At 64.5% G+C, this 18,550-nt stretch carries 15 protein-coding genes; 10 read left to right on the plus strand and 5 right to left on the minus strand.

The features are described from left to right. Window positions 1-33: 33 nt before the first annotated feature. Window positions 34-2,424, plus strand: a complete 2,391-nt coding sequence (locus tag E8E78_RS13710; protein WP_280313105.1) for a TonB-dependent receptor — start codon at window positions 34-36, stop codon at window positions 2,422-2,424. A gap of 113 nt (window positions 2,425-2,537) precedes the next feature. Here the strand turns inward: E8E78_RS13710 and E8E78_RS13715 are convergent, their stop codons facing one another. Next, on the minus strand, window positions 2,538-3,413 hold the full coding sequence (locus tag E8E78_RS13715) for an AraC family transcriptional regulator (protein WP_049278178.1): 876 nt from the start codon (window positions 3,411-3,413) through the stop codon (window positions 2,538-2,540). Window positions 3,414-3,687: 274 nt separating this feature from the next. Between E8E78_RS13715 and E8E78_RS13720 the strand changes: the two genes are divergently transcribed. Beyond that, window positions 3,688-4,590 carry a DMT family transporter gene (locus E8E78_RS13720; protein ID WP_049278176.1) on the plus strand — a complete coding sequence of 301 codons (903 nt, stop codon included), beginning with the start codon at window positions 3,688-3,690 and terminating at the stop codon, window positions 4,588-4,590. A gap of 72 nt (window positions 4,591-4,662) precedes the next feature. On the opposite strand, the gene E8E78_RS13725 is transcribed toward E8E78_RS13720, so the two are convergent. Both E8E78_RS13725 and E8E78_RS13730 read right to left on the minus strand, forming a co-directional pair. After that, the gene (locus tag E8E78_RS13725) at window positions 4,663-5,637 is read right to left on the minus strand and encodes a D-glycerate dehydrogenase (RefSeq protein ID WP_016497986.1); all 975 of its coding nucleotides are present in this window, start codon (window positions 5,635-5,637) and stop codon (window positions 4,663-4,665) included. Between the two features lie 78 nt (window positions 5,638-5,715). Continuing rightward, window positions 5,716-6,663 carry a LysR family transcriptional regulator gene (locus E8E78_RS13730; protein WP_016497987.1) on the minus strand — a complete coding sequence of 316 codons (948 nt, stop codon included), beginning with the start codon at window positions 6,661-6,663 and terminating at the stop codon, window positions 5,716-5,718. A gap of 192 nt (window positions 6,664-6,855) precedes the next feature. Between E8E78_RS13730 and E8E78_RS13735 the strand changes: the two genes are divergently transcribed. From E8E78_RS13735 to E8E78_RS13750, 4 genes are read left to right on the plus strand one after another with little or no spacing between them, the layout of a single operon-like run. Next, window positions 6,856-8,385, plus strand: a complete 1,530-nt coding sequence (locus tag E8E78_RS13735) for an efflux transporter outer membrane subunit (protein WP_059395161.1) — start codon at window positions 6,856-6,858, stop codon at window positions 8,383-8,385. Further along, the gene (locus E8E78_RS13740; protein WP_059395160.1) at window positions 8,382-10,559 is read left to right on the plus strand and encodes an FUSC family protein; all 2,178 of its coding nucleotides are present in this window, start codon (window positions 8,382-8,384) and stop codon (window positions 10,557-10,559) included. Before E8E78_RS13735 ends, E8E78_RS13740 begins: the two co-directional genes overlap by 4 nt. Then, window positions 10,549-10,749 carry a DUF1656 domain-containing protein gene (locus tag E8E78_RS13745; protein ID WP_009685040.1) on the plus strand — a complete coding sequence of 67 codons (201 nt, stop codon included), beginning with the start codon at window positions 10,549-10,551 and terminating at the stop codon, window positions 10,747-10,749. Before E8E78_RS13740 ends, E8E78_RS13745 begins: the two co-directional genes overlap by 11 nt. A 10-nt stretch (window positions 10,750-10,759) precedes the next feature. Next, complete coding sequence (locus E8E78_RS13750) at window positions 10,760-11,620, plus strand: HlyD family secretion protein (RefSeq protein ID WP_019473277.1); 861 nt, start codon at window positions 10,760-10,762, stop codon at window positions 11,618-11,620. A 94-nt stretch (window positions 11,621-11,714) separates the two neighbouring features. Here E8E78_RS13750 and E8E78_RS13755 read toward each other — a convergent pair whose 3' ends face one another. After that, a complete protein-coding gene (locus E8E78_RS13755) occupies window positions 11,715-12,161 on the minus strand; it encodes a universal stress protein (RefSeq protein WP_049278172.1) in 447 nt (148 codons plus the stop codon). Window positions 12,162-12,431: 270 nt separating this feature from the next. On the opposite strand from E8E78_RS13755, the gene E8E78_RS13760 reads away from it, so the two are divergent. The 4 genes from E8E78_RS13760 (at window position 12,432) to E8E78_RS13775 (ending at window position 17,533) form a co-directional block, all read left to right on the plus strand. Then, entirely contained in the window at window positions 12,432-13,337 is a 906-nt protein-coding gene (locus E8E78_RS13760) for a LysR family transcriptional regulator (RefSeq protein ID WP_016497993.1), read from the plus strand. Window positions 13,338-13,453: 116 nt separating this feature from the next. After that, window positions 13,454-14,995 (plus strand): MFS transporter, encoded by a 1,542-nt coding sequence (locus tag E8E78_RS13765; RefSeq protein WP_061202744.1) that lies wholly within the window; start codon window positions 13,454-13,456, stop codon window positions 14,993-14,995. Window positions 14,996-15,023: 28 nt separating this feature from the next. Then, window positions 15,024-16,085 (plus strand): HlyD family secretion protein, encoded by a 1,062-nt coding sequence (locus E8E78_RS13770; RefSeq protein WP_049274667.1) that lies wholly within the window; start codon window positions 15,024-15,026, stop codon window positions 16,083-16,085. Beyond that, window positions 16,082-17,533 (plus strand): efflux transporter outer membrane subunit, encoded by a 1,452-nt coding sequence (locus E8E78_RS13775; RefSeq protein WP_059395157.1) that lies wholly within the window; start codon window positions 16,082-16,084, stop codon window positions 17,531-17,533. Before E8E78_RS13770 ends, E8E78_RS13775 begins: the two co-directional genes overlap by 4 nt. Before the next feature lie 122 nt (window positions 17,534-17,655). Here the strand turns inward: E8E78_RS13775 and E8E78_RS13780 are convergent, their stop codons facing one another. Then, window positions 17,656-18,468: an SDR family oxidoreductase gene (locus E8E78_RS13780; RefSeq protein WP_049274669.1), complete on the minus strand. Its 813-nt coding sequence runs from the start codon at window positions 18,466-18,468 to the stop codon at window positions 17,656-17,658. Window positions 18,469-18,550: the final 82 nt, after the last annotated feature.

Raw genomic sequence — 18,550 nt, forward strand, 5'->3', positions numbered from 1 at the left:
TCGCAATCGTCACCCTCTCACAGGTCAGCGTCCATGAAGTTCTCCTCGCGTTGCGTCCCTCTCTGGCTCGGCCTGACTGCGGTCCCGGCCTTGGCTGTCGCCCCTCTGGCAAGCGCCGCCGAGCAGTTGCAGGCCTATGCCTTCGCCCAGCCGGCCCAACCCTTGGCCCAGGCCCTCAACGCGTTCAGCCGCACCACCGGCCAGAGCGTGGTTTACACCCTCGAACTGCCGGGCGGGCAAGCGCCCGATTTGAATGGCCGTTTCAGCGCCGAGCAGGCACTGCAACAGCTGCTGGGCACCACCGGGCTGGCTTGGCGGCGCGTCGACGCACGCACCCTCACCCTCGAACCCGCCGACACCTCAGGCGCCCTCAACCTGCAGGCCACCAACGTAACCTCGCAGCTGGACGACTACAGCTACCAGCCCCCGGCCAGCGCTTCGATCATGCGCGGGCAGGGGCCGAACCAGGACATCCCCCAGGCCATCAACGTGGTACCGGCCCAGGTCATCCGCGACCAGGCACCGCGCAACCTCGACGATGCGCTGGCCAACGTCAGCGGCATCACCCAGGGCAACAACTTTGGCGGCACGTCCGACACGGTGATGAAGCGCGGCTTTGGCGACAACCGCGACGGCTCGATCATGCGCGATGGCATGCCCATCGTGCAGGGGCGTAGCCTCAACGCCAGCACCGAGCGGGTTGAAGTGCTCAAGGGCCCGGCCTCGCTGCTGTACGGCATCCAGGATCCGGGCGGGGTGATCAACGTGGTCAGCAAGCGCCCGCAACTACAGCAGTACAACGCCCTGAACGTGCGCGGCTCGACCTACGGCAGCGGCAAGAATGGCAGTGGCGGCGGGCTCGACAGTACCGGTGCGCTGGGCGACAGCAACTTCGCTTACCGCTTGATCGTCGACCATGAAGACGAAGACTACTGGCGCAACTACGGCGTGCACCGCGAATCGCTGGTGGCGCCGTCGCTGGCCTGGCTGGGCGAAGACACCCAGGTGGTACTGGCCTACGAGCACCGCGAGTTTCTCTACCCCTTCGACCGGGGCACAGCGTTCGGCAGCAATGGCCACCCGCTGAACATCCCCGCCACGCGCCGCCTGGACGAGCCGTTCAACGACATGGAAGGGCGCTCCGACCTGTATCGCCTGGAGGTCGACCATCAGCTGGCCAATGACTGGAAGCTGCACTTTGGCTACAGCTTCAACCGCGAGACCTATGATGCCAGCCAGGTACGGGTGACCGGCGTCAATGAAGCCAAAGGCACGCTGACACGCAGCATCGATGGTACCCACAACGCCATGAGCCGTGACCAGTTCGCTACCCTGAGCCTGGCCGGTAATGTGGAGTTGGCCGGCCTGCAGAATGACCTGTTGTTCGGCGTCGACCATGAAGACCGCAAGGTGTATCGCGGCGACCTGATTCGCCAGACTGCCAAGTCCACTTTCAGCTATGTGGACCCGGTCTACGGCCAGGAAGTGGAAGGCAGCACGGTGCGTGCCAGCGACAGCGACCAGACCGACAAGCTGCGCACCGATGCACTGTTCGTGCAGGACGCATTGCACCTGGATGACCACTGGATCCTGGTGGCCGGCGCACGCTTCCAGCAGTTCGACCAGTACGCCGGCCGCGGCCGCCCGTTCACGGCCAATACCGATAACAGCGGCCAGGCCTGGGTGCCGCATGCCGGCATCGTCTACAAGCTTGATGAGCAGCTGTCGTTCTACGGCAGTTACAGCGAGTCGTTCAAGCCCAACTCCAGCATTGCGCCGCTGACTGGCGGTGTGGTGCTGGACGCGTCCGTTGCACCTGAGGAAGGCAAGTCGTGGGAGTTGGGCGCCAAGCTGGACATGCCCGGTCGGCTGACCGGTACGCTGGCGCTGTTCGATATCACCAAGCGTAATGTGCTGGTTGCCAATTTCGACAGCGGGACTGGCGAGACTGTCTACAGCAATGCCGGTGAGGTCAATTCAAGAGGTGTGGAGCTTGACCTGACCGGCCAGCTCAGCGATCACTGGAGCTTGATCGGCAGCTATGCCTTTACCGATGCCAAGGTTACAAAAGACCCGGACCTTGAGGGCAACCGCTTGCAGAACGTTGCCAAACACAGTGGTTCGCTGTCGGCTGTTTACGACTTCGGCAGCCTGTTCGGTGGCGACAAGCTGCGTGTCGGTGCAGGCGCGCGTTACGTGGGTGAACGGGCGGGCAACTCGACCAACACCTTCGACCTGCCGTCGTACACCGTGGCCGATGCGTTCGCCAGCTACGAGACCAAGCTGGATGAGCACAACGTGCGTTTGCAGCTGAACGTAAAGAACCTGTTCGACAAGGTTTACTACAGCTCGGCGGTGAACCAGTACTTCGTGGCTATCGGGGATGCGCGGCAGGTGAGCCTGTCCAGCACCTTCGAATTCTAGGTATTTGGGGCTGCTTTGCAGCCCTTTCGCGGCACAAGGCCGCTCCTACAAGGAAACCATGATCCCTGTAGGAGCGGCCTTGTGCCGCGAAAGGGCCGCAAAGCGGCCCCGTTTCACGACTTGAATGCCGAACGGTATTCCCCAGGTGTTGCACCAAGCGCCTGCCTGAACCGGTTACTGAAATGGCTGGCACTGGCAAACCCGCACAGCAGGGCAATCTCCCCCAGCGGCATCACGCCCAGCTGCAGCAGTTGGCAGGCCCGGTGCAGTCGCCGGGCCAGCAGGTACTGGTGCGGAGGTAGGCCGAAACTGCTGCGGAACATGCGCGCAAAGTGGTATTCGGACAGGTTGCAGCGCAAGGCCAGTTCGCCCAGGGTAATCGGCTGGTCCAGGTGCGCCTCGATGTAATCGACCAATTGCCGGCGCAGGTTCGGCGCCAGCCCGCCTTTCAGGCGCAGGCCCTGGCGCAGCCCGACCTGGTTGAGCAGCGCATGGTCGACGATCTCGTGGGCCAGGCTGCTGGCCAGCAAGCGCTCGCCGGGCTCGTCCCAGTCCAGCTGGATCAGTTGGCGAAAGCGCACGGCCTGTTGCGGGTCGTCGAGAAAAGTCGCTTCCTGCAACTGCAGTTCACGCGGTTCCCGGTCGAGCAGGCGCACACAACCCAGGGCGAACTGCGCCTCGCTGACATACAGGTGCGCCAGGCGGATTGCACCATTTACCACCCAGTTCGACTCCTGCCCGGCTGGCATCACGCACAGCTTGCCGGGCGCGCCCTTGTCGGCCGGGCGCTGGCGGCGAAAGGTGCCGGTACCGTCGGCGATGTAGCACGACAGGGTGTGGTGGGTCGGGGCGTGATAGTCGCGGGCATCGTCGCGGTTGCTCCACAGCGCCGCCGCCAGCCCATCGCCCAGGTGCGCGCTCAGCTCCAGCCTGGCGTGGGGCGAGGCATGCATGGCGTTGAACACTTGCAGTTGGGTGAGTGGCGTCATGGGGGGCTCCTCTTGCCAGCCATCCTACTGCGCCTTGCATCGAGTGACAGCTACCGGCAAAGGAAAAGCGCAAGTTTGTGCAAGCGCCAGGCGCCGCACAGGGCAAACACTGGTCGCACTGGCGAGGGCTGCACCCTCGATCGCCGGCAAGCCAGCTCCCACAGGTACAGCATCTGCCTCAAGCCGGGCACTGTACCTGTGGGAGCTGGCTTGCCGGCGATGGGTCGCGAAGCGGCCCCGGTTTGAATGGACGACCGCTTGAGGAGCCCTACCCATGAACCTGTCACTCTACCTGCTTACCGTCCTGATCTGGGGCACCACCTGGATCGCCTTGAAGCTCCAGCTGGGCGTTGTCGCCATCCCGGTCTCGATCGTCTATCGCTTCGCCCTGGCCGGCCTCATCCTGTTCGCCATCCTGCTGCTCACCCGCCGCCTGCAACCCTTGAACCGCCGCGGCCACCAGATCTGCCTGGCCCAGGGCTTGTGCCTGTTCTGCGTCAATTTCATGTGCTTCCTCACTGCCAGCCAGTGGATTGCCAGTGGCCTGATCGCCGTGGTGTTCTCCACTGCAACCCTGTGGAACGCACTTAACGCGCGGGTCTTCTTCGGCCAGAAGATCGCCGCCAATGTATTGGGCGGCGGTGCCCTGGGCCTGCTCGGCCTGGGGCTGCTGTTCTGGCCAGAGCTGTCCCACCATGCCGCCAGCCGCGAGACCCTGTTCGGGCTCGGCCTTGCCCTGCTCGGCACGCTGTGTTTCTCGGCAGGCAACATGCTGTCGAGCATGCAGCAGAAGGCCGGGCTCAAGCCCATGACCACCAATGCCTGGGGCATGGTCTACGGGGCCGCCATGCTGATGGTTTATTGCCTGTTCAGCGGCATTCCTTTCACCATGGAGTGGAACACCCGCTACATCGGTTCGCTGATGTACCTGGTGATTCCGGGTTCGGTGATCGGCTTCACTGCCTACCTGACCCTGGTCGGGCGCATGGGGCCGGAGCGGGCAGCCTATTGCACGGTGCTGTTCCCGTTGGTGGCGTTGAATGTGTCGGCGGTGGCCGAGGGGTATCAGTGGACGGCGCCGGCCTTGTTGGGGCTGGTGGCGGTAATGGCGGGGAATGTGCTGGTGTTTCGCAAGCCCAAGGCCAAGGTGGCTGACGGTATTTTGGTGGCCAAATAGATAATCTGTTGCCTGTACCGGCCTCTTCGCGGGCAAGCCCGCGAAGAGGCCGGTACAGGCAAAGTAAGGCTGTCAGCCCTTCCACACCTGCGGGTTCACCAGGTCCCGCGGCCGCTCACCCAGCAGCGCCGCGCGCAGGTTTTCCATCGCGCGGTTGGCCATGGCCTCACGGGTTTCGGCAGTGGCCGAACCGATGTGCGGCAAGGTCAGCGCGTTGGGCAGTTTGAACAGCGGCGAATCGCTCAGCGGCTCTTTCTCGTACACATCCAGGCCTGCCCCACGAATGGTGCCGTTCTGCAGCGCTTCGATCAGCGCGGCTTCGTCCACCACCGGCCCGCGTGCGATGTTGATCAGGAACGCGCTTGGTTTCATCAGCTTCAGTTCACGCGCACTGATCAACTTGCGGGTAGCGTCGGACAATGGCACCACAATGACGACGAAGTCCGCTTCTGCCAGCAACTGCTCCAGGCTGCGGAACTGCGCGCCCAGCTCTTGCTCCAGCGCGGTCTTGCGGCTGTTGCCCGCGTAGATGACCGGCATGTTGAAGCCGAACCGGCCGCGACGGGCAATGGCGGCTCCGATGTTGCCCATACCGACGATACCCAGCGTTTTGCCATGCACATCGCTGCCGAAGAGGGCCGGGCCCACGGTGGCCTGCCAGTTGCCGGCCTTGGTCCAGGCATCCAGTTCGGCAGTGCGGCGGGCGCAGCCCATGACCAGCGAGAAGCCCAGGTCGGCGGTGCTTTCGGTGAGTACATCGGGAGTGTTGGTCAGGGCGATGCCGCGTTCGTTGAAGTAGTCCAGGTCGTAGTTGTCGTAGCCGACCGACACACTGGACACCACCTCCAGCCTGGCCGCGCCTTCAAGCTGCGCACGGCCCAGCTTGCGCCCGACACCGATCAGGCCGTGGGCCTCCGGCAGGGCCTCGTTGAACTGGGCGTTGATGTCGCCCAGCTTGGGGTTGGGCAAAATCACGTTGAAGTCTTGCTGCAGGCGCTCGGCCATGGCCGGGGTGATACGGCTGAAGGCCAGGACGGTCTTTTTCATCGGGCAACTTCTCTGCAAGGCGGGGGTAGGTAATGGTTAGCAACCTACCATTGTCCACCCCCGCAATGCAGCAGCTTTTTAGTTGGCGATCAGCACCTGATGGGTTTTCAGGTCGGCCTCATGGGCCGCGAGAATCTCCGGTAGCGAGTTGCGCAGGTACTCGACCCACGTCTTGATCTTGGCATCAAGGTACTGCCGCGACGGGTAGATGGCGTACAGGTTCAGCTCCTGCAGGCGGTATTCGGGCAGCACCCGCACCAGGCTGCCATCCCGCAGGCCGTCGATGGCCGAATAGATCGGCAGCACGCCTACGCCCATGCCGCTGCGGATGGCAGTCTTCATGGCATCAGCCGTATTGACCATGAACGGCGAACTGGTGATGTTGACCATCTCCTGGCCTTCCGGGCCGTCGAACAGCCATTTTTCCAGCGGGATCACCGGGCTGACCATGCGCAGGCAGGCGTGCTTGAGCAGGTCGGCGGGCTTTTGCGCACTGCCGTGGCGGGCGATGTAGTCGGGCGAGGCGCAGACGATGCTGTAGGTGATGCCCAGGCGCTGCGACACGAACCCCGAGTCGGGCAGTTCGGTGGCCAGCACGATGGACACGTCATAGCCCTCGTCAAGCAGGTCGGGCACGCGGTTGGCCATGGTCAGGTCGAAGGTGACGTCCGGGTGCGATTCACGGTAGCGGGCTATGGCATCGACCACGAAGTGCTGGCCCACCCCGGTCATCGAGTGCACCTTCAGCTGCCCGGCCGGGCGGGCATGGGCATCGCTGGCTTCGGCTTCGGCTTCTTCCACATAGGTAAGAATCTGTTCGCAGCGCATCAGGTAGCGCTTGCCGGCCTCGGTCAGCGCAATGCGGCGGGTGGTACGGTTGAGCAGCCTTGTTTGCAGATGGGCTTCCAGGTTGGAGACCGCCCGCGACACGTTCGCGGTGGTCGTATCCAGTTGCGCGGCAGCAGCGGTAAAGCTGCCAAGCTGGGCTACGCAACTGAAAGCACGCATGTTTTGCAGGGTGTCCATGGGTCACTCTCGATGTAGAGGACAAAATTGTGTCACGAAGTAACGCAGAAAAGCTGAAAAGTTGCCTTCGACCAAAGGCGGATTATCGCTGTTTTGGTAACAAAGATTCGCAGGAATCTGCGCTTATCGCCAGTGCTGCCGCCCCCTAGAATTGCCCAGCCCCCTTCACCTCTTCCTCGGGAAATCGCAGCTGTGCCGCGTCGCATCATCAGAACGCTCAATGCGTTCAGTGCCTGTGCCCTTGCCCTCACCTTGAGTGGCTGTATCGGAACCTGGGGCATCGCCCCGCAAAGCAAGACGCTGCAAGCCAATACCTTGACCACCGACGCGGCCATACGCGAAGCCGCGACCGACGCCCATTGGCCCGACCAGCAGTGGTGGCACGCCTATGGCGACCCGCAGCTGGATCGCTGGATTACCCTGGCCGTGGCCGGCAGCCCGAGCCTGGCCATGGCCGCAGCGCGGGTACGTGAGGCCAAGGCCATGGCCGGCGTGGTCGAGTCGGCGGAAAAGCTCCAGGCCAACGGCCAGGCCACCCTCAAGCGCCACAACTGGCCTGAAGACCAGTTCTACGGCCCGGGCGCGCTGTCGGGCGCCAACACCTGGGACAACAACGCCGCAATCGGCTTCAGCTACGCCCTCGACCTCTGGGGCCGCGAACGCAATGCCAGCGAGCAGGCCGTCGACCAGGCACACATGAGCGTGGCCGAAGCCCGCCAGGCGCAGCTGGAGCTGCAGAACAACGTGGTGCGCGCCTATATCCAGCTGAGCCTGCATTTTGCCCAGCGCGATATCGTCAAGGCCGAACTGGAGCAGCAGGAGCAGATCCTGGCCCTGGCCAAACGCCGCCTGGATGCCGGCATCGGTACCCATTTCGAAGTCAGCCAGGCCGAAGCGCCGCTGCCAGAAACCCACCGCCAGCTCGACAGCCTGAACGAAGACATTGCCCTGACCCGCAACCAGCTGGCCGCACTGGCCGGCAAGGGCCCGGGGGAGGGCGCGCAATTGCAGCGCCCGGCCCTGGCCTTGGCCGCGCCGTTGAAACTGCCATCGAACCTGCCTGCCGAACTGGTCGGCCAGCGTCCCGACGTGGTCGCCAGCCGCTGGCAGGTGGCCGCCCAGGCGCGAGGTATCGACGTCGCCCACGCCGGCTTTTTCCCCAACGTCGACCTGGTTGGCAGTCTCGGCTTCATGGCCACCGGCGGTGGCCCGCTGGAATTCTTGACCGGGCGCAAGTTCAACTACAACGTCGGGCCGGCCATCAGCTTGCCGATCTTCGACGGTGGCCGCCTGCGCTCGGAACTGGGTGTGGCCTCGGCGGGGTATGACGTGGCTGTGGCCCGTTACAACCAGACCGTGGTGGGGGCACTGAAGAACATCTCCGACCAGTTGATCCGCCGCGAGTCGATGAAAGAACAGTCGCACTTCGCTGCCGAGTCGGTTGCTGCTGCGCAGAAAACCTATGACATCGCCATGGTCGCCTTTCAGCGCGGCCTTACCGACTACCTGAACGTGCTCAACGCGCAGACCTTGCTGTTCCGCCAGCAACAGGTGCAGCAGCAGGTGCAGGCCGCCCGCCTGATCTCCCATGCCGAGCTGGTGACCGCCCTGGGTGGTGGCCTGCAGGCCGGTCAGGATGCGCCGAAAGAGGAACGCCAGGCCGCGCCGAAAACCCCGGCCACCCTGGCCATTTTCGACAAGAAGCCGGATAACGCCGAATGAGCAATTCCAGTTTGCCCGTGCGCTGGCTGCAAAGCCTGGAGTGGCGCCGGGGCTTCTTTGCCTGGGCACGCACCGACGGCGTGACCTGGGTGTACATCTTCAAGGTGCTGGCCGCCGCGTTCATCACCCTGTGGCTGGCCATGCGCCTGGAGCTGCCGCAACCGCGCACAGCCATGATCACCGTGTTCATCGTCATGCAGCCGCAAAGCGGGCATGTGTTCGCCAAGAGCTTCTACCGGGTGCTCGGCACCCTGGCCGGCTCGGCGATGATGGTGGCCCTGATCGCCATCTTCCCGCAGAACACCGAGCTGTTCCTGCCCAGCCTGGCGCTGTGGGTTGGCCTGTGCTCGGCCGGCGCCATGCGCTACCGCACCTTCCGCGCCTATGGCTTTGTGCTGGCCGGCTACACCGCTGCGATGATCGGCCTGCCAGTGCTGCAGCACCCTGACCAGGCGTTCATGGCCGCGGTGTGGCGGGTGCTGGAAATTGCCCTGGGGATTCTGGTGTCGACCTTCGTCAGCGCCGCAATCCTGCCGCAGTCGGCCAGTGCTGCCATGCGCAACGCTTTGTACCAGCGCTTTGGCGTGTTCGCCGGGGTGGTGGTCGAGGCCCTGCGTGGCGATAGCCAGAAGGACCGTTTCGAGAGCAGCAACGTGCGCTTCGTTGCCGAGGCCGTGGGCCTTGAGAGCCTGCGCAACGTCACCGCCTTCGAAGACCCGCACATGCGCCGCCGCAGTGGCCGGCTGGTACGGATGAATAGCGAGTTCATGGCCATTACCACGCGCTTCAATGCCCTGCATCGCCTGCTCGAACGCCTGCGTGCCCGGGGCCCGCTGCAGATCGTCAGTGCCATCGAGCCGGGCCTGAACACCCTGGTGGAGTTACTGCAGCCTTACGTGGGCCGGGCGTTGACCGACGCCGATGCACTGCGCCTGACCCTGGAGCTGGCGGCCTACAAGGAAGGCCTGCAAGCCCAGGTGCGCGGCCTGCGCGCCGAGTACCTGGCAACCGACCCCAGCGAATCCGACCTGCTCGACTTCCACACCGCGTTCGAGCTGCTGTACCGCTTCGTCGACGAGATGTACAGCTACGCCGAAACCCACGCCTCGCTGGCTGCGCACAAGCATGAACGCGAGCAGTGGGACGAGCCCTACGTGGCGCAGACCAGCTGGCTGGTGTCGTTGGCTGCGGGTATCCGCGCTTCGGCGGTGCTGTTGCTGCTGGGCAGCTACTGGCTGCTCAGTGACTGGCCCAGTGGCGCCATGATGACCCTGATCGCCACCGTCACCGTGGGCCTCTCGGCGGCCTCGCCGAACCCTAAGCGCATGTCGTTCCAGATGGCCTGCGGCACCGCCATCGGTGCTTTCATCGGCTTTTTCGAAACCTTCTTCGTGTTCCCCTGGATCGACGGCTTCCCGCTGCTGTGCATGGTGCTGGCGCCGGTGTTCGTGCTGGGCGCGTTTCTCTCGTCACGCCCGGCCTATGCCGGTTACGGCATCGGCCTGCTGGTGTTCTTTGCGATTGGCTCGGTGCCGAACAACCTCACTGTGTATGACCCGTACACCTTCATCAACGACTACATCGGCATGGTCATCGGCATGTTTGTCTGCGCCGCCGCCGGGGCGATCATCCTGCCGCCCAACAGCCGCTGGTTGTGGAGCCGCCTGGAGCAAGAGCTGCGCGAGCAGGTGCTGTTTGCCATCAGCGGGCGCCTGCGCGGCATCGGCTCGGCCTTCGAAAGCCGCACCCGCGACCTGTTGCACCAGGCCTATGGCCTGGCGGCCGGCAAGCCGCAGGTGCAGAGCCAGCTGATGGGCTGGATGTTCACCGTGCTGGAAATCGGCCACGCCGTGATCGAGCTGCGCAAGGAACAAGCCCGCGCACCGGTGCACCCGGCCTACGCCGAGTCGCAGCCGTGGCGCCAGGCCATCCGCGTCATGGGCCGTGCCCTGACGCGGTTGTTCTTGCAGCCCAGTGCGAGCAACCACGAACGCGCCCTGGTCGCCGTGGACCATGCCATTGCCCGCGTGCAGGCCACCGACGAACCGTTCGCCCGGCACTTCGACACTTCGGTACTGCGCCGCGCGCAAAGCTACCTGCACTTCATCCGTTCCTCCTTGCTGGACCCACAGTCGCCACTGGCACCGGCGAAAGGATTGCACCATGCCCCGTGAAATCGCCTTCCATGGCGTGTACATGCCCACCATGACCTTGATGTTCCTGTTCGCCCTTGGCCTGGCCTGGGGCCTGGACCGGTTCATTGCCAGCCATGATGGCTACCGCTTCTTCTGGCACCCGGCGCTGTTGCGCCTGAGCCTGTTCGTCTGCCTGTTCGGCGCCATGGCGCTTACTGTCTACTGGTGAGAAACCTTCGATGAAAAAGTTCTTCAGCCTGATCGCCACCCTGCTGGTGCTGGTCGCTGCCGTGGCCATCGGTCGCCAGCTGTGGCTGCACTACATGACCACGCCATGGACCCGCGACGGCCGCGTGCGCGCCGACATCATCAACGTCGCCGCCGACGTACCGGGTTACGTGGTGGATGTACCGGTCAAGGACAACCAGCGGGTGAAGAAGGGCGACCTGCTGATCCAGATCGACCCCGAGCACTACCAACTGGCGGTCGACCAGGCCAAAGCCATGGTCGCCTCGCGCAAGGCCACCTGGGAAATGCGCAAGGTCAACGCCAAGCGCCGTGCCGACATGGACAACCTGGTGATCTCCAAGGAAAACCGCGACGACGCCAGCAATATCGCCAACTCCGCCCAGGCCGATTACCAGCAAGCCCTTGCCGAACTGGCTGCAGCCGAGCTGAACCTCAAGCGCACCCATATCGTCGCCACGGTGGATGGCTACGTGACCAACCTGAACATCCACAAGGGCGACTATGCGCGCACGGGTGAGGCGGTGATGGCGGTGGTCGACGAAAATTCGTTCTGGGTCTACGGGTTCTTCGAGGAAACCAAGCTGCCCCACGTGAAGGTGGGTGACCAGGCCGAGTTGCAGATGATGAGCGGCGAGCGCATCAAAGGGCATGTAGAGAGCATCGCCCGCGGTATCTATGACCGCGACAACCCACAAAGCCGCGAGCTGATCGCCGACGTGAACCCCACCTTCAACTGGGTGCGGTTGGCGCAGCGGGTGCCGGTGCGGATCCACATTGATGAAGTGCCGGAAGGGTTTTTGCTGGCGGCGGGGACGACGTGTACGGTGGTGGTGAAGCCTGGCGAGGGGTGAGTTGGGGTGGCGTTGGGGGTGGTAAGTGCATGTCTCGAGGGTTGTGGCGCCCTTGAGACATGCACCTACCAACCCCAACCCGTTCAAAAGCCCCCTAAGCCACCCCCACCAACACCGGCACCTGCACCCGGTCAATCACCTTCGCGCTGATTGACGGGTCCAACAACCGCCCCAACCGCGACAGGTGGCGGTGGCCCATGATGATCAGTTCGCAGTTCAATTCCCGCGCTTTGGCCACAATCGCTTCAACCGGTTGGCCGGCCACCATGCAGCCCTGGCTGGTGAAGCCGGCGTGCTGCAGCTCGCGTACGGCCGCGGCTACGGCGTGGTCGGCATGCTGCTGTTCCTCGCAGGCGGCGGGGTATTCTTCCAGTTCCTCGGCGGTGTAGGGCGCAGGTTGCTCATGCACGGCGAAGGTGGAATCGATGGCCAGCAGCACGTGCAGTTCGTGTTGACCGGGGCGGCAGTAGCGGCGGGCGAGGGTGAGCAGGGCGCTGGAGGCGGGGGAGGCGTCGATGGCGATCAGGATGGGGCTGGGCATTGAAGATCCTTGTACAAGGCTGGCTGAATGGGTGCCTGTTCTAGCCTCTTCGCGGGTAAACCCGCTCCCACAGGTACTCCACAGTATTTCAAACCTGCGCAGTCCATGTGGGAGCGGGTTTACCCGCGAAGAGGGCGAACCTGCCATCCCACATTCTTGGCTCAGTCCACTCAGTGAATAAATGCCCCACCACGCAAGAGCGCATTGCGTCTGATGCAATCCACCAACCTGCTAACATCGCGTTTCCCACAGCTGTAACGGAAAACGGCCATGCAACTCCCGGACATGAACTTGCTCGTCGCCCTCGATGCCTTGCTCGACGAGGGCAGCGTGGTGGGCGCGGCGCAGCGCATGAACCTGAGCCCGGCGGCCATGAGCCGGACCTTGGGGCGTATCCGCGATGCCTTGGGCGACCCGATCCTGGTGCGCGCCGGCCGTGGCCTGGTGCCGACGCCGCGCGCGTTGGCCCTGCGCGAGCAGGTGCATGGGCTGGTAGAACAGGCCGGGCAGGTGTTTCGCAGCCGTGACGATGTCGACCTGGTCAACCTGGACCGTGCCTTTAACATCCGCACCAATGATTTGTTCATTGCCCTTTACGGCGCCCAGCTGCTGCGCATGATGCTGGCCCAGGCGCCGCGTACGGTGTTGCGGTTTGTCCCGGAGGGCAGTGGTGACGATGATGCAGTGCTGCGCAACGGGCATATCGACCTGATCATCAGCTCGGCCATTGAGCTGGGCCCGGAAATCAAGGTGCAGAGCCTGTTCAATACTTACTTTGTAGGCCTGGCGCGTGTGGGCCACCCGATCTTCGACGCCCCGATCACCCCTGAGCGTTTTGCCGCCTACCCGCAGATCAGCGTGTCTCGTCGCGGTCGTGCCAACGGGCCGATCGATGTGGCGTTGGCCAACCACAAGGTGGAGCGGCGCGTGGCCCTGATCACCACCAGCTTCCACTCGGCGATGTTCTCGCTGCCGGATTCGGACCTGATCCTGCCGATACCCGCCAATATCCTCAACAGTGTGCAGCGGTTGAAGTTGCCATTGCGCTCGTTCGAGATCCCGGTGCCGTTGGAGAAGGTCAATGTGATGCAGGCGTGGCACCCGCGCTTCGACAACGACCCCGCGCACCGTTGGTTGCGCCAGACGTTGAAAGCGTGTGGCCGCATCGATCCGTGATTCAGGCATGGATTGCGTCTGACGCAATATAAAACTACCGACAAGTCAGTTTTCGTCAGCATTCGACCTTCTTAAACTTGCCCCAGCCCTGAAATTGTTGCTGGAGATGTATTCTCATGACTTCCCTGACGGCGCCCTCTGCGGCGCTGGCCGCCGCCCCCGCGCCGGCCGCGCCTGCGCAGACGGCGTTTGGCCTGCAGGTGGTGGTCGGGCTGTTCGGTGTGTTGCTGGCCGTGCTGTGTGCAGGCCTCAACGAGTCGGTCACCAAGATTTCCCTTGCCGATATCCGCGGTGCAATGGGCATCGGTGCCGACGAAGGCGCCTGGTTGCTGGCGGTGTACAGCGCCGCCTCGGTCTCGGCCATGGCCTTTGCGCCGTGGCTGGCCACCACCTTCTCGCTGCGGCGCTTCACCATGAGCGCCATCGCCCTGTTTGCCGTACTTGGCCTGCTGCAACCGTTCGCCCCCAACCTGCACAGCCTGATGTTGCTGCGGGTGCTGCAGGGCTTTGCCTCGGGGGCCTTGCCACCGATGCTGATGAGCGTGGCCCTGCGCTTTTTGCCGCCGGGTATAAAGGTTTACGGCCTGGCCTGCTATGCCCTGACCGCCACCTTCGGCCCCAACCTCGGCACGCCGCTGGCGGGGCTGTGGACCGAGTACGTCGGCTGGCAATGGGCGTTCTGGCAGATCATCCTGCCCTCGCTGCTGGCCATCGTCTGCGTCGGCTGGGGCCTGCCGCAAGACCCGCTGCGTCTGGAGCGTTTCAAGCAGTTTGACTGGCGTGGCGTACTGCTCGGGCTGCCGGCCATCAGTTGCATCGTGCTGGGCCTGTCGCTGGGCGACCGCTGGGGCTGGTTCGATTCGCCGCTGATCTGCTGGTTGCTGGGCGGTGGCCTGCTGTTGCTGGTGCTGTTCATGTACAACGAGTGGTCCGAGCCGCTGCCGTTCTTCCAGTTGCGCATGCTAAAGCGGCGCAACCTGAGTTTTGCTCTGGTGACCCTGGCCGGTGTGCTGATCGTACTGTCGGGTGTGGGCAGCATCCCCTCGGCCTACCTGGCGCAGATCCAGGGCTACCGCCCTGCGCAGACCAGCCCGCTGATGATGCTGGTGGCCATGCCGCAGCTGATCGCCCTGCCGCTGACCGCAGCGCTGTGCAACATCCGCGCGGTGGACTGCCGCTGGGTGCTGGGCATCGGCCTGGCGATGCTGGCGGTGTCCTGTATTGGCAGCAGCCTGATGACCAGCGAGTGGATCCGTGGCGACTTCTACCCGTTCTACCTGCTGCAGGTGTTCGGCCAGCCGATGGCGGTGCTGCCGTTGCTGATGCTGTCCACCAACGGCATGACCCCGCAGGAAGGCCCGTTCGCCTCCAGCTGGTTCAACACCGTGAAAGGCCTGGCCGCAGTGATCGCCGGTGGCCTGCTGGATGCCCTTGGCACCTTGCGCCGGCATTTCCATTCCAACCACCTGGTGGACAGCCTGGGCAATGCCCCGCTGGTTGACGACAGCGCTGCCGGCCTGGCCAGGCGCATCCACGACCAGGCGCTGGTACTCACTTCCGCCGACCTGTACCTGGTCATGGCCTGCATTGCCGTGGCCCTGATCTGCCTGATTCCTTTCGTGCCTACCCGGGTCTATCCGCCGCGTGCGGTGGCCTGAACCCTGGATGAATTCGAGAACACCTGAAATGACCAACAACCGCAAAACCCTGTTCATCGGCTCGGTGCTGGCCGTGGCCGTGCTGGCTGGCATCGTCGGCCCCTGGATGTTTGGCAGCGACCATCGCCAGAGCACCAACGACGCCTATGTGATCGCCGACTACACCGTGGTCGCGCCCAAGGTGGCCGGCTTTATCAAGGAAGTGCTGGTGGAGGACAACCAGCAGGTTACGGCCGGCCAGTTGCTGGCGACCATCGACCCCCGCGATTACCAGGCCGCCCTGGACGCCGCACAGGCGCAGTTGCTGGTGGCCCAGGCGCAAAGCGCCGATGCCCGCGCCACCCTTGAGCGCCAGGCATCGTTGATTGCCCAGGCCGAGGCTGCTGTCAAAGCCGCCCAGGCCGAAGCGGCGTTCGCCGACCACGAGGTCAACCGCTACAGCCGCCTGGCCGAGCAGGGCGCCGGTACCGTGCAGAACGCCCAGCAGGCGCGCAGCGGTGTAGACCAGGCCCGTGCACGCCTGGCAAATGCCCAGGCAGCGTTAGTGGCGGCGCGCAAGCAGGTGGACATTCTCACGGCCCAAGTGGCCAGCGCCGATGGCCAGCTGAAACGTGCCGAAGCGGGCGTGGAAAAGGCCCAGCTCGACCTGTCCTACACACGCATTACTGCGCCGGTGGACGGCATGGTCGGCGAGCGCGCACTGCGCATAGGCGCCTACGTCAACCCGGGTGCCCGCCTGCTGTCGGTGGTGCCGTTGCAACAGGCCTATGTGGTCGGCAACTTCCAGGAAACCCAGCTGACCCACGTGCAGCCTGGCCAGCCGGTGAGCATCAGCGTCGACACCTTCTCCGGCGAAAAGCTGCAAGGCCATGTGGAAAGCATCGCCCCGGCCACCGGCGTCACCTTTGCCGCCGTCAAACCGGACAACGCCACTGGCAACTTCACCAAGGTGGTGCAGCGCATTCCGGTGAAGATCGTCTTCGATGACGGCCAGCCGCTGCTCACCCGCCTGCGTGTGGGCATGTCGGTGGAAGCGACCATCGATACCCGTGGCGACAAGCTGGACGGCAAAGAGGTGAGCGCACGATGAAACCGGCATTACGCTTGAGCCCATTGCTGCTGGCCGTGTTGCTGGCCGGCTGCACCATGGGCCCGGACTTCTTGCGCCCCGACAGCCAGGCACCGCAGCAGTGGGCGCCGCTGCAAGGCGAAGCGGCGGCCAGCCAGCCGCAGGCCGAACCGCTGGAACTGCGCTGGTGGGAAACCTTCCATGACGCACAGCTCAGTGCCTTGATCCAGCGCGTTGCCGAGCGCAACCTCGACCTGCAAATGGCCAGTGCACGGTTGCTGCAAAGCCGCGCCCTGCGCAGTACCGTGGCCGCCGATGAAGTGCCGTCGGTGGATGCAAACGCCGGCTACAGCCGCGCCCGCAACAGCGCCGAAGGCCTGAGCGATCCGTCTGGCAAGGCGGGCAAAGCGGCGTACAACCTTTGGCAAGGCGACCTGGTGGCCGGTTGGGAGCTGGACCTGTGGGGGCGCGTGCGGCGCCAGGTCGAGGCTGCCGATGCCACCGTCGAAGTGGCCGAGAACGACCGCCGGGGAGTGCTGCTGGCCCTGCTTTCGGAAACCGCCGGCAATTACATCCAGCTGCGCGCCGTGCAGCACACTCTGGATGTGACGCAGGACAACCTGAAGGTCGCCCGGCACAGCCTGAAACTGTCTGAAAATCGCCAGGCCGAAGGCGTCGCCACACGCCTGGACGTGGCCCAGGCCAGCGCCCAAGTCGCGTCGATTGAGGCCCGCTTGCCAAGCCTGGAAGCCCGGCGCGATGACCTGATCAACGCCCTCAGCCTACTCGCCGCCGAGCCGCCGCGCAGTCTGCAGGCCAAATTGCTGGAGGGCGGCGAGCTGCCTGCGCCGCAGCAGCAGTTTGCCATCGGCTTGCCGTCCGAGCTGGCCGAGCGCCGCCCTGACATCCGCCAGGCCGAAGCCCGCCTGCATGCCGCCACCGCCAGCATTGGCGTGGCCAAGGCGGATTTCTACCCGAGCATCCGGCTGTCGGGCAGTGTCGGTTTCCAGGCCATGCAGTTGTCTGATTTCGGTGGCTGGGATTCGCGCCGTTTTGCCTTCGGGCCGCAGCTGTCGCTGCCGATCTTCGAGGGCGGCCGGCTCAAGGGCACCCTGGAGTTGCGTGAGGCGCAGCAGCAGGAAGCGGCGCTGAACTACCGCAAGGTGGTGCTGGGGGCCTGGCATGAAATTGACGATGTGCTGCGCCTGTACAACGCCAGCCAGTTGCGCCGTGACCACCTGGCCGAGGCCGTGCGACAGAACCGCATCGCCCTGGAAACTGCCCAGCGCCAGTATGTGGAAGGGGCAGTGGACTTTCTCAATGTGCTGACGGTGCAGGGCGCATTGCTGGCCAGCGAGGAGCAGTGGATCGACAGCTCAGCGGCGGTGTCGCAGGCGTTGGTGGGGCTTTACAAGGCCTTGGGTGGTGGCTGGCAGGCGTTTGATGAGCAGCCCGCGAAGAAAGCGTAAAGGCAGGGGCCGCTTTGCGGCCCATCGCGGCACAAGGCCGCTCCTACAGGCGATCGCGGTCCCCTGTAGGAGCGGCCTTGTGCCGCGATGGGCTGCAAAGCAGCCCCAGGGCAGCCGAGATCTCAGAGCGGGCGCAGCAGGCCAAAGCGCTTGCGCAGTGCCCAATCCAGCAACCGCCGTGGCAGCAACCTCGCCATCAACGGCAACGCCGTACTGCCATTCCCCAACCGCACCACCCCCGGTACCGGCGACTTGCCGACTGCCGCCAACACACCCTGGGCAAACACCGCCGCCGAAGTCGGCCTGTCCTGCGAGGCCCGCGCCCGCGCCTGGACATGCTCACGCAACGGCCACCATGGTGAGTCCGCCGCCAGTACTTGCTCGGCCTGGCGCTGGGCATTGTTGGCGAACTGCGTGTCAATCGCCCCCGGCTGCACTTCCATCACCTGCACACCGAACGGCGCCAGTTCCAGGCGCAAGGCATCGCTCAGCGCATGCACGGCCGCTTTCGAGGCGCAGTAGGCACCGGCGAATGGCGTGACCAGCACACCGGAAACGCTGCCGATGTTCACCACCGTTGCGCGTGAGCGGCGTAGCAACGGGAACAGCGCGCGGGTCACGCCGACCACGGCGAACACGTTGGTTTCGAACTGTTGGCGCAGGGCCTCCACACCACCGTCCAGCAACGGGCCCATGGCGCCGTAGCCGGCATTGTTGATCAGGATATCCAGGGTTTCGAGTTCTTCGGCCAGGCGGGCGAGGGCCTCGCTGTCGTTCACATCCAGTTGCCGGGCAGTGAAGCCGGCGGCGTTCAGCACTTCAACATCCTCTGCCTTGCGAGCAGTGGCCCAGACGTGGTGGCCGGCATCGCGAAAGGCGTCGGCGAGGGCGCGGCCGATGCCGCTGGAACAACCGGTGATCAGGACGGTGGGCATGGTTGGGGCCTGTTGTAAGGAGGATTGGTTTCCCTGTGCCGGCCTCTTCGCGGGTGAACCCGCTCCCACAGGTACCCCACAG

It is taken from the genome of Pseudomonas sp. BN505, from assembly GCF_029873175.1.
Classification (GTDB): domain Bacteria; phylum Pseudomonadota; class Gammaproteobacteria; order Pseudomonadales; family Pseudomonadaceae; genus Aquipseudomonas; species Aquipseudomonas putida.

Bases quoted from the DNA above. Each gene is read 5' to 3' on its own strand.
- E8E78_RS13710 (WP_280313105.1), top strand. From the start codon at position 34: ATGAAGTTCTCCTCGCGTTGCGTCCCTCTCTGGCTCGGCCTGACTGCG.
- E8E78_RS13765 (WP_061202744.1), top strand. From the start codon at position 13,454: ATGACTTCCCTGACGGCGCCCTCTGCGGCGCTGGCCGCCGCCCCCGCG.
- E8E78_RS13730 (WP_016497987.1), bottom strand. From the start codon at position 6,663: ATGGACACCCTGCAAAACATGCGTGCTTTCAGTTGCGTAGCCCAGCTT.
- E8E78_RS13755 (WP_049278172.1), bottom strand. From the start codon at position 12,161: ATGCCCAGCCCCATCCTGATCGCCATCGACGCCTCCCCCGCCTCCAGC.
- E8E78_RS13715 (WP_049278178.1), bottom strand. From the start codon at position 3,413: ATGACGCCACTCACCCAACTGCAAGTGTTCAACGCCATGCATGCCTCG.
- E8E78_RS13745 (WP_009685040.1), top strand. From the start codon at position 10,549: ATGCCCCGTGAAATCGCCTTCCATGGCGTGTACATGCCCACCATGACC.
- E8E78_RS13725 (WP_016497986.1), bottom strand. From the start codon at position 5,637: ATGAAAAAGACCGTCCTGGCCTTCAGCCGTATCACCCCGGCCATGGCC.
- E8E78_RS13760 (WP_016497993.1), top strand. From the start codon at position 12,432: ATGCAACTCCCGGACATGAACTTGCTCGTCGCCCTCGATGCCTTGCTC.
- E8E78_RS13775 (WP_059395157.1), top strand. From the start codon at position 16,082: ATGAAACCGGCATTACGCTTGAGCCCATTGCTGCTGGCCGTGTTGCTG.
- E8E78_RS13780 (WP_049274669.1), bottom strand. From the start codon at position 18,468: ATGCCCACCGTCCTGATCACCGGTTGTTCCAGCGGCATCGGCCGCGCC.
- E8E78_RS13740 (WP_059395160.1), top strand. From the start codon at position 8,382: ATGAGCAATTCCAGTTTGCCCGTGCGCTGGCTGCAAAGCCTGGAGTGG.
- E8E78_RS13720 (WP_049278176.1), top strand. From the start codon at position 3,688: ATGAACCTGTCACTCTACCTGCTTACCGTCCTGATCTGGGGCACCACC.
- E8E78_RS13750 (WP_019473277.1), top strand. From the start codon at position 10,760: ATGAAAAAGTTCTTCAGCCTGATCGCCACCCTGCTGGTGCTGGTCGCT.
- E8E78_RS13770 (WP_049274667.1), top strand. From the start codon at position 15,024: ATGACCAACAACCGCAAAACCCTGTTCATCGGCTCGGTGCTGGCCGTG.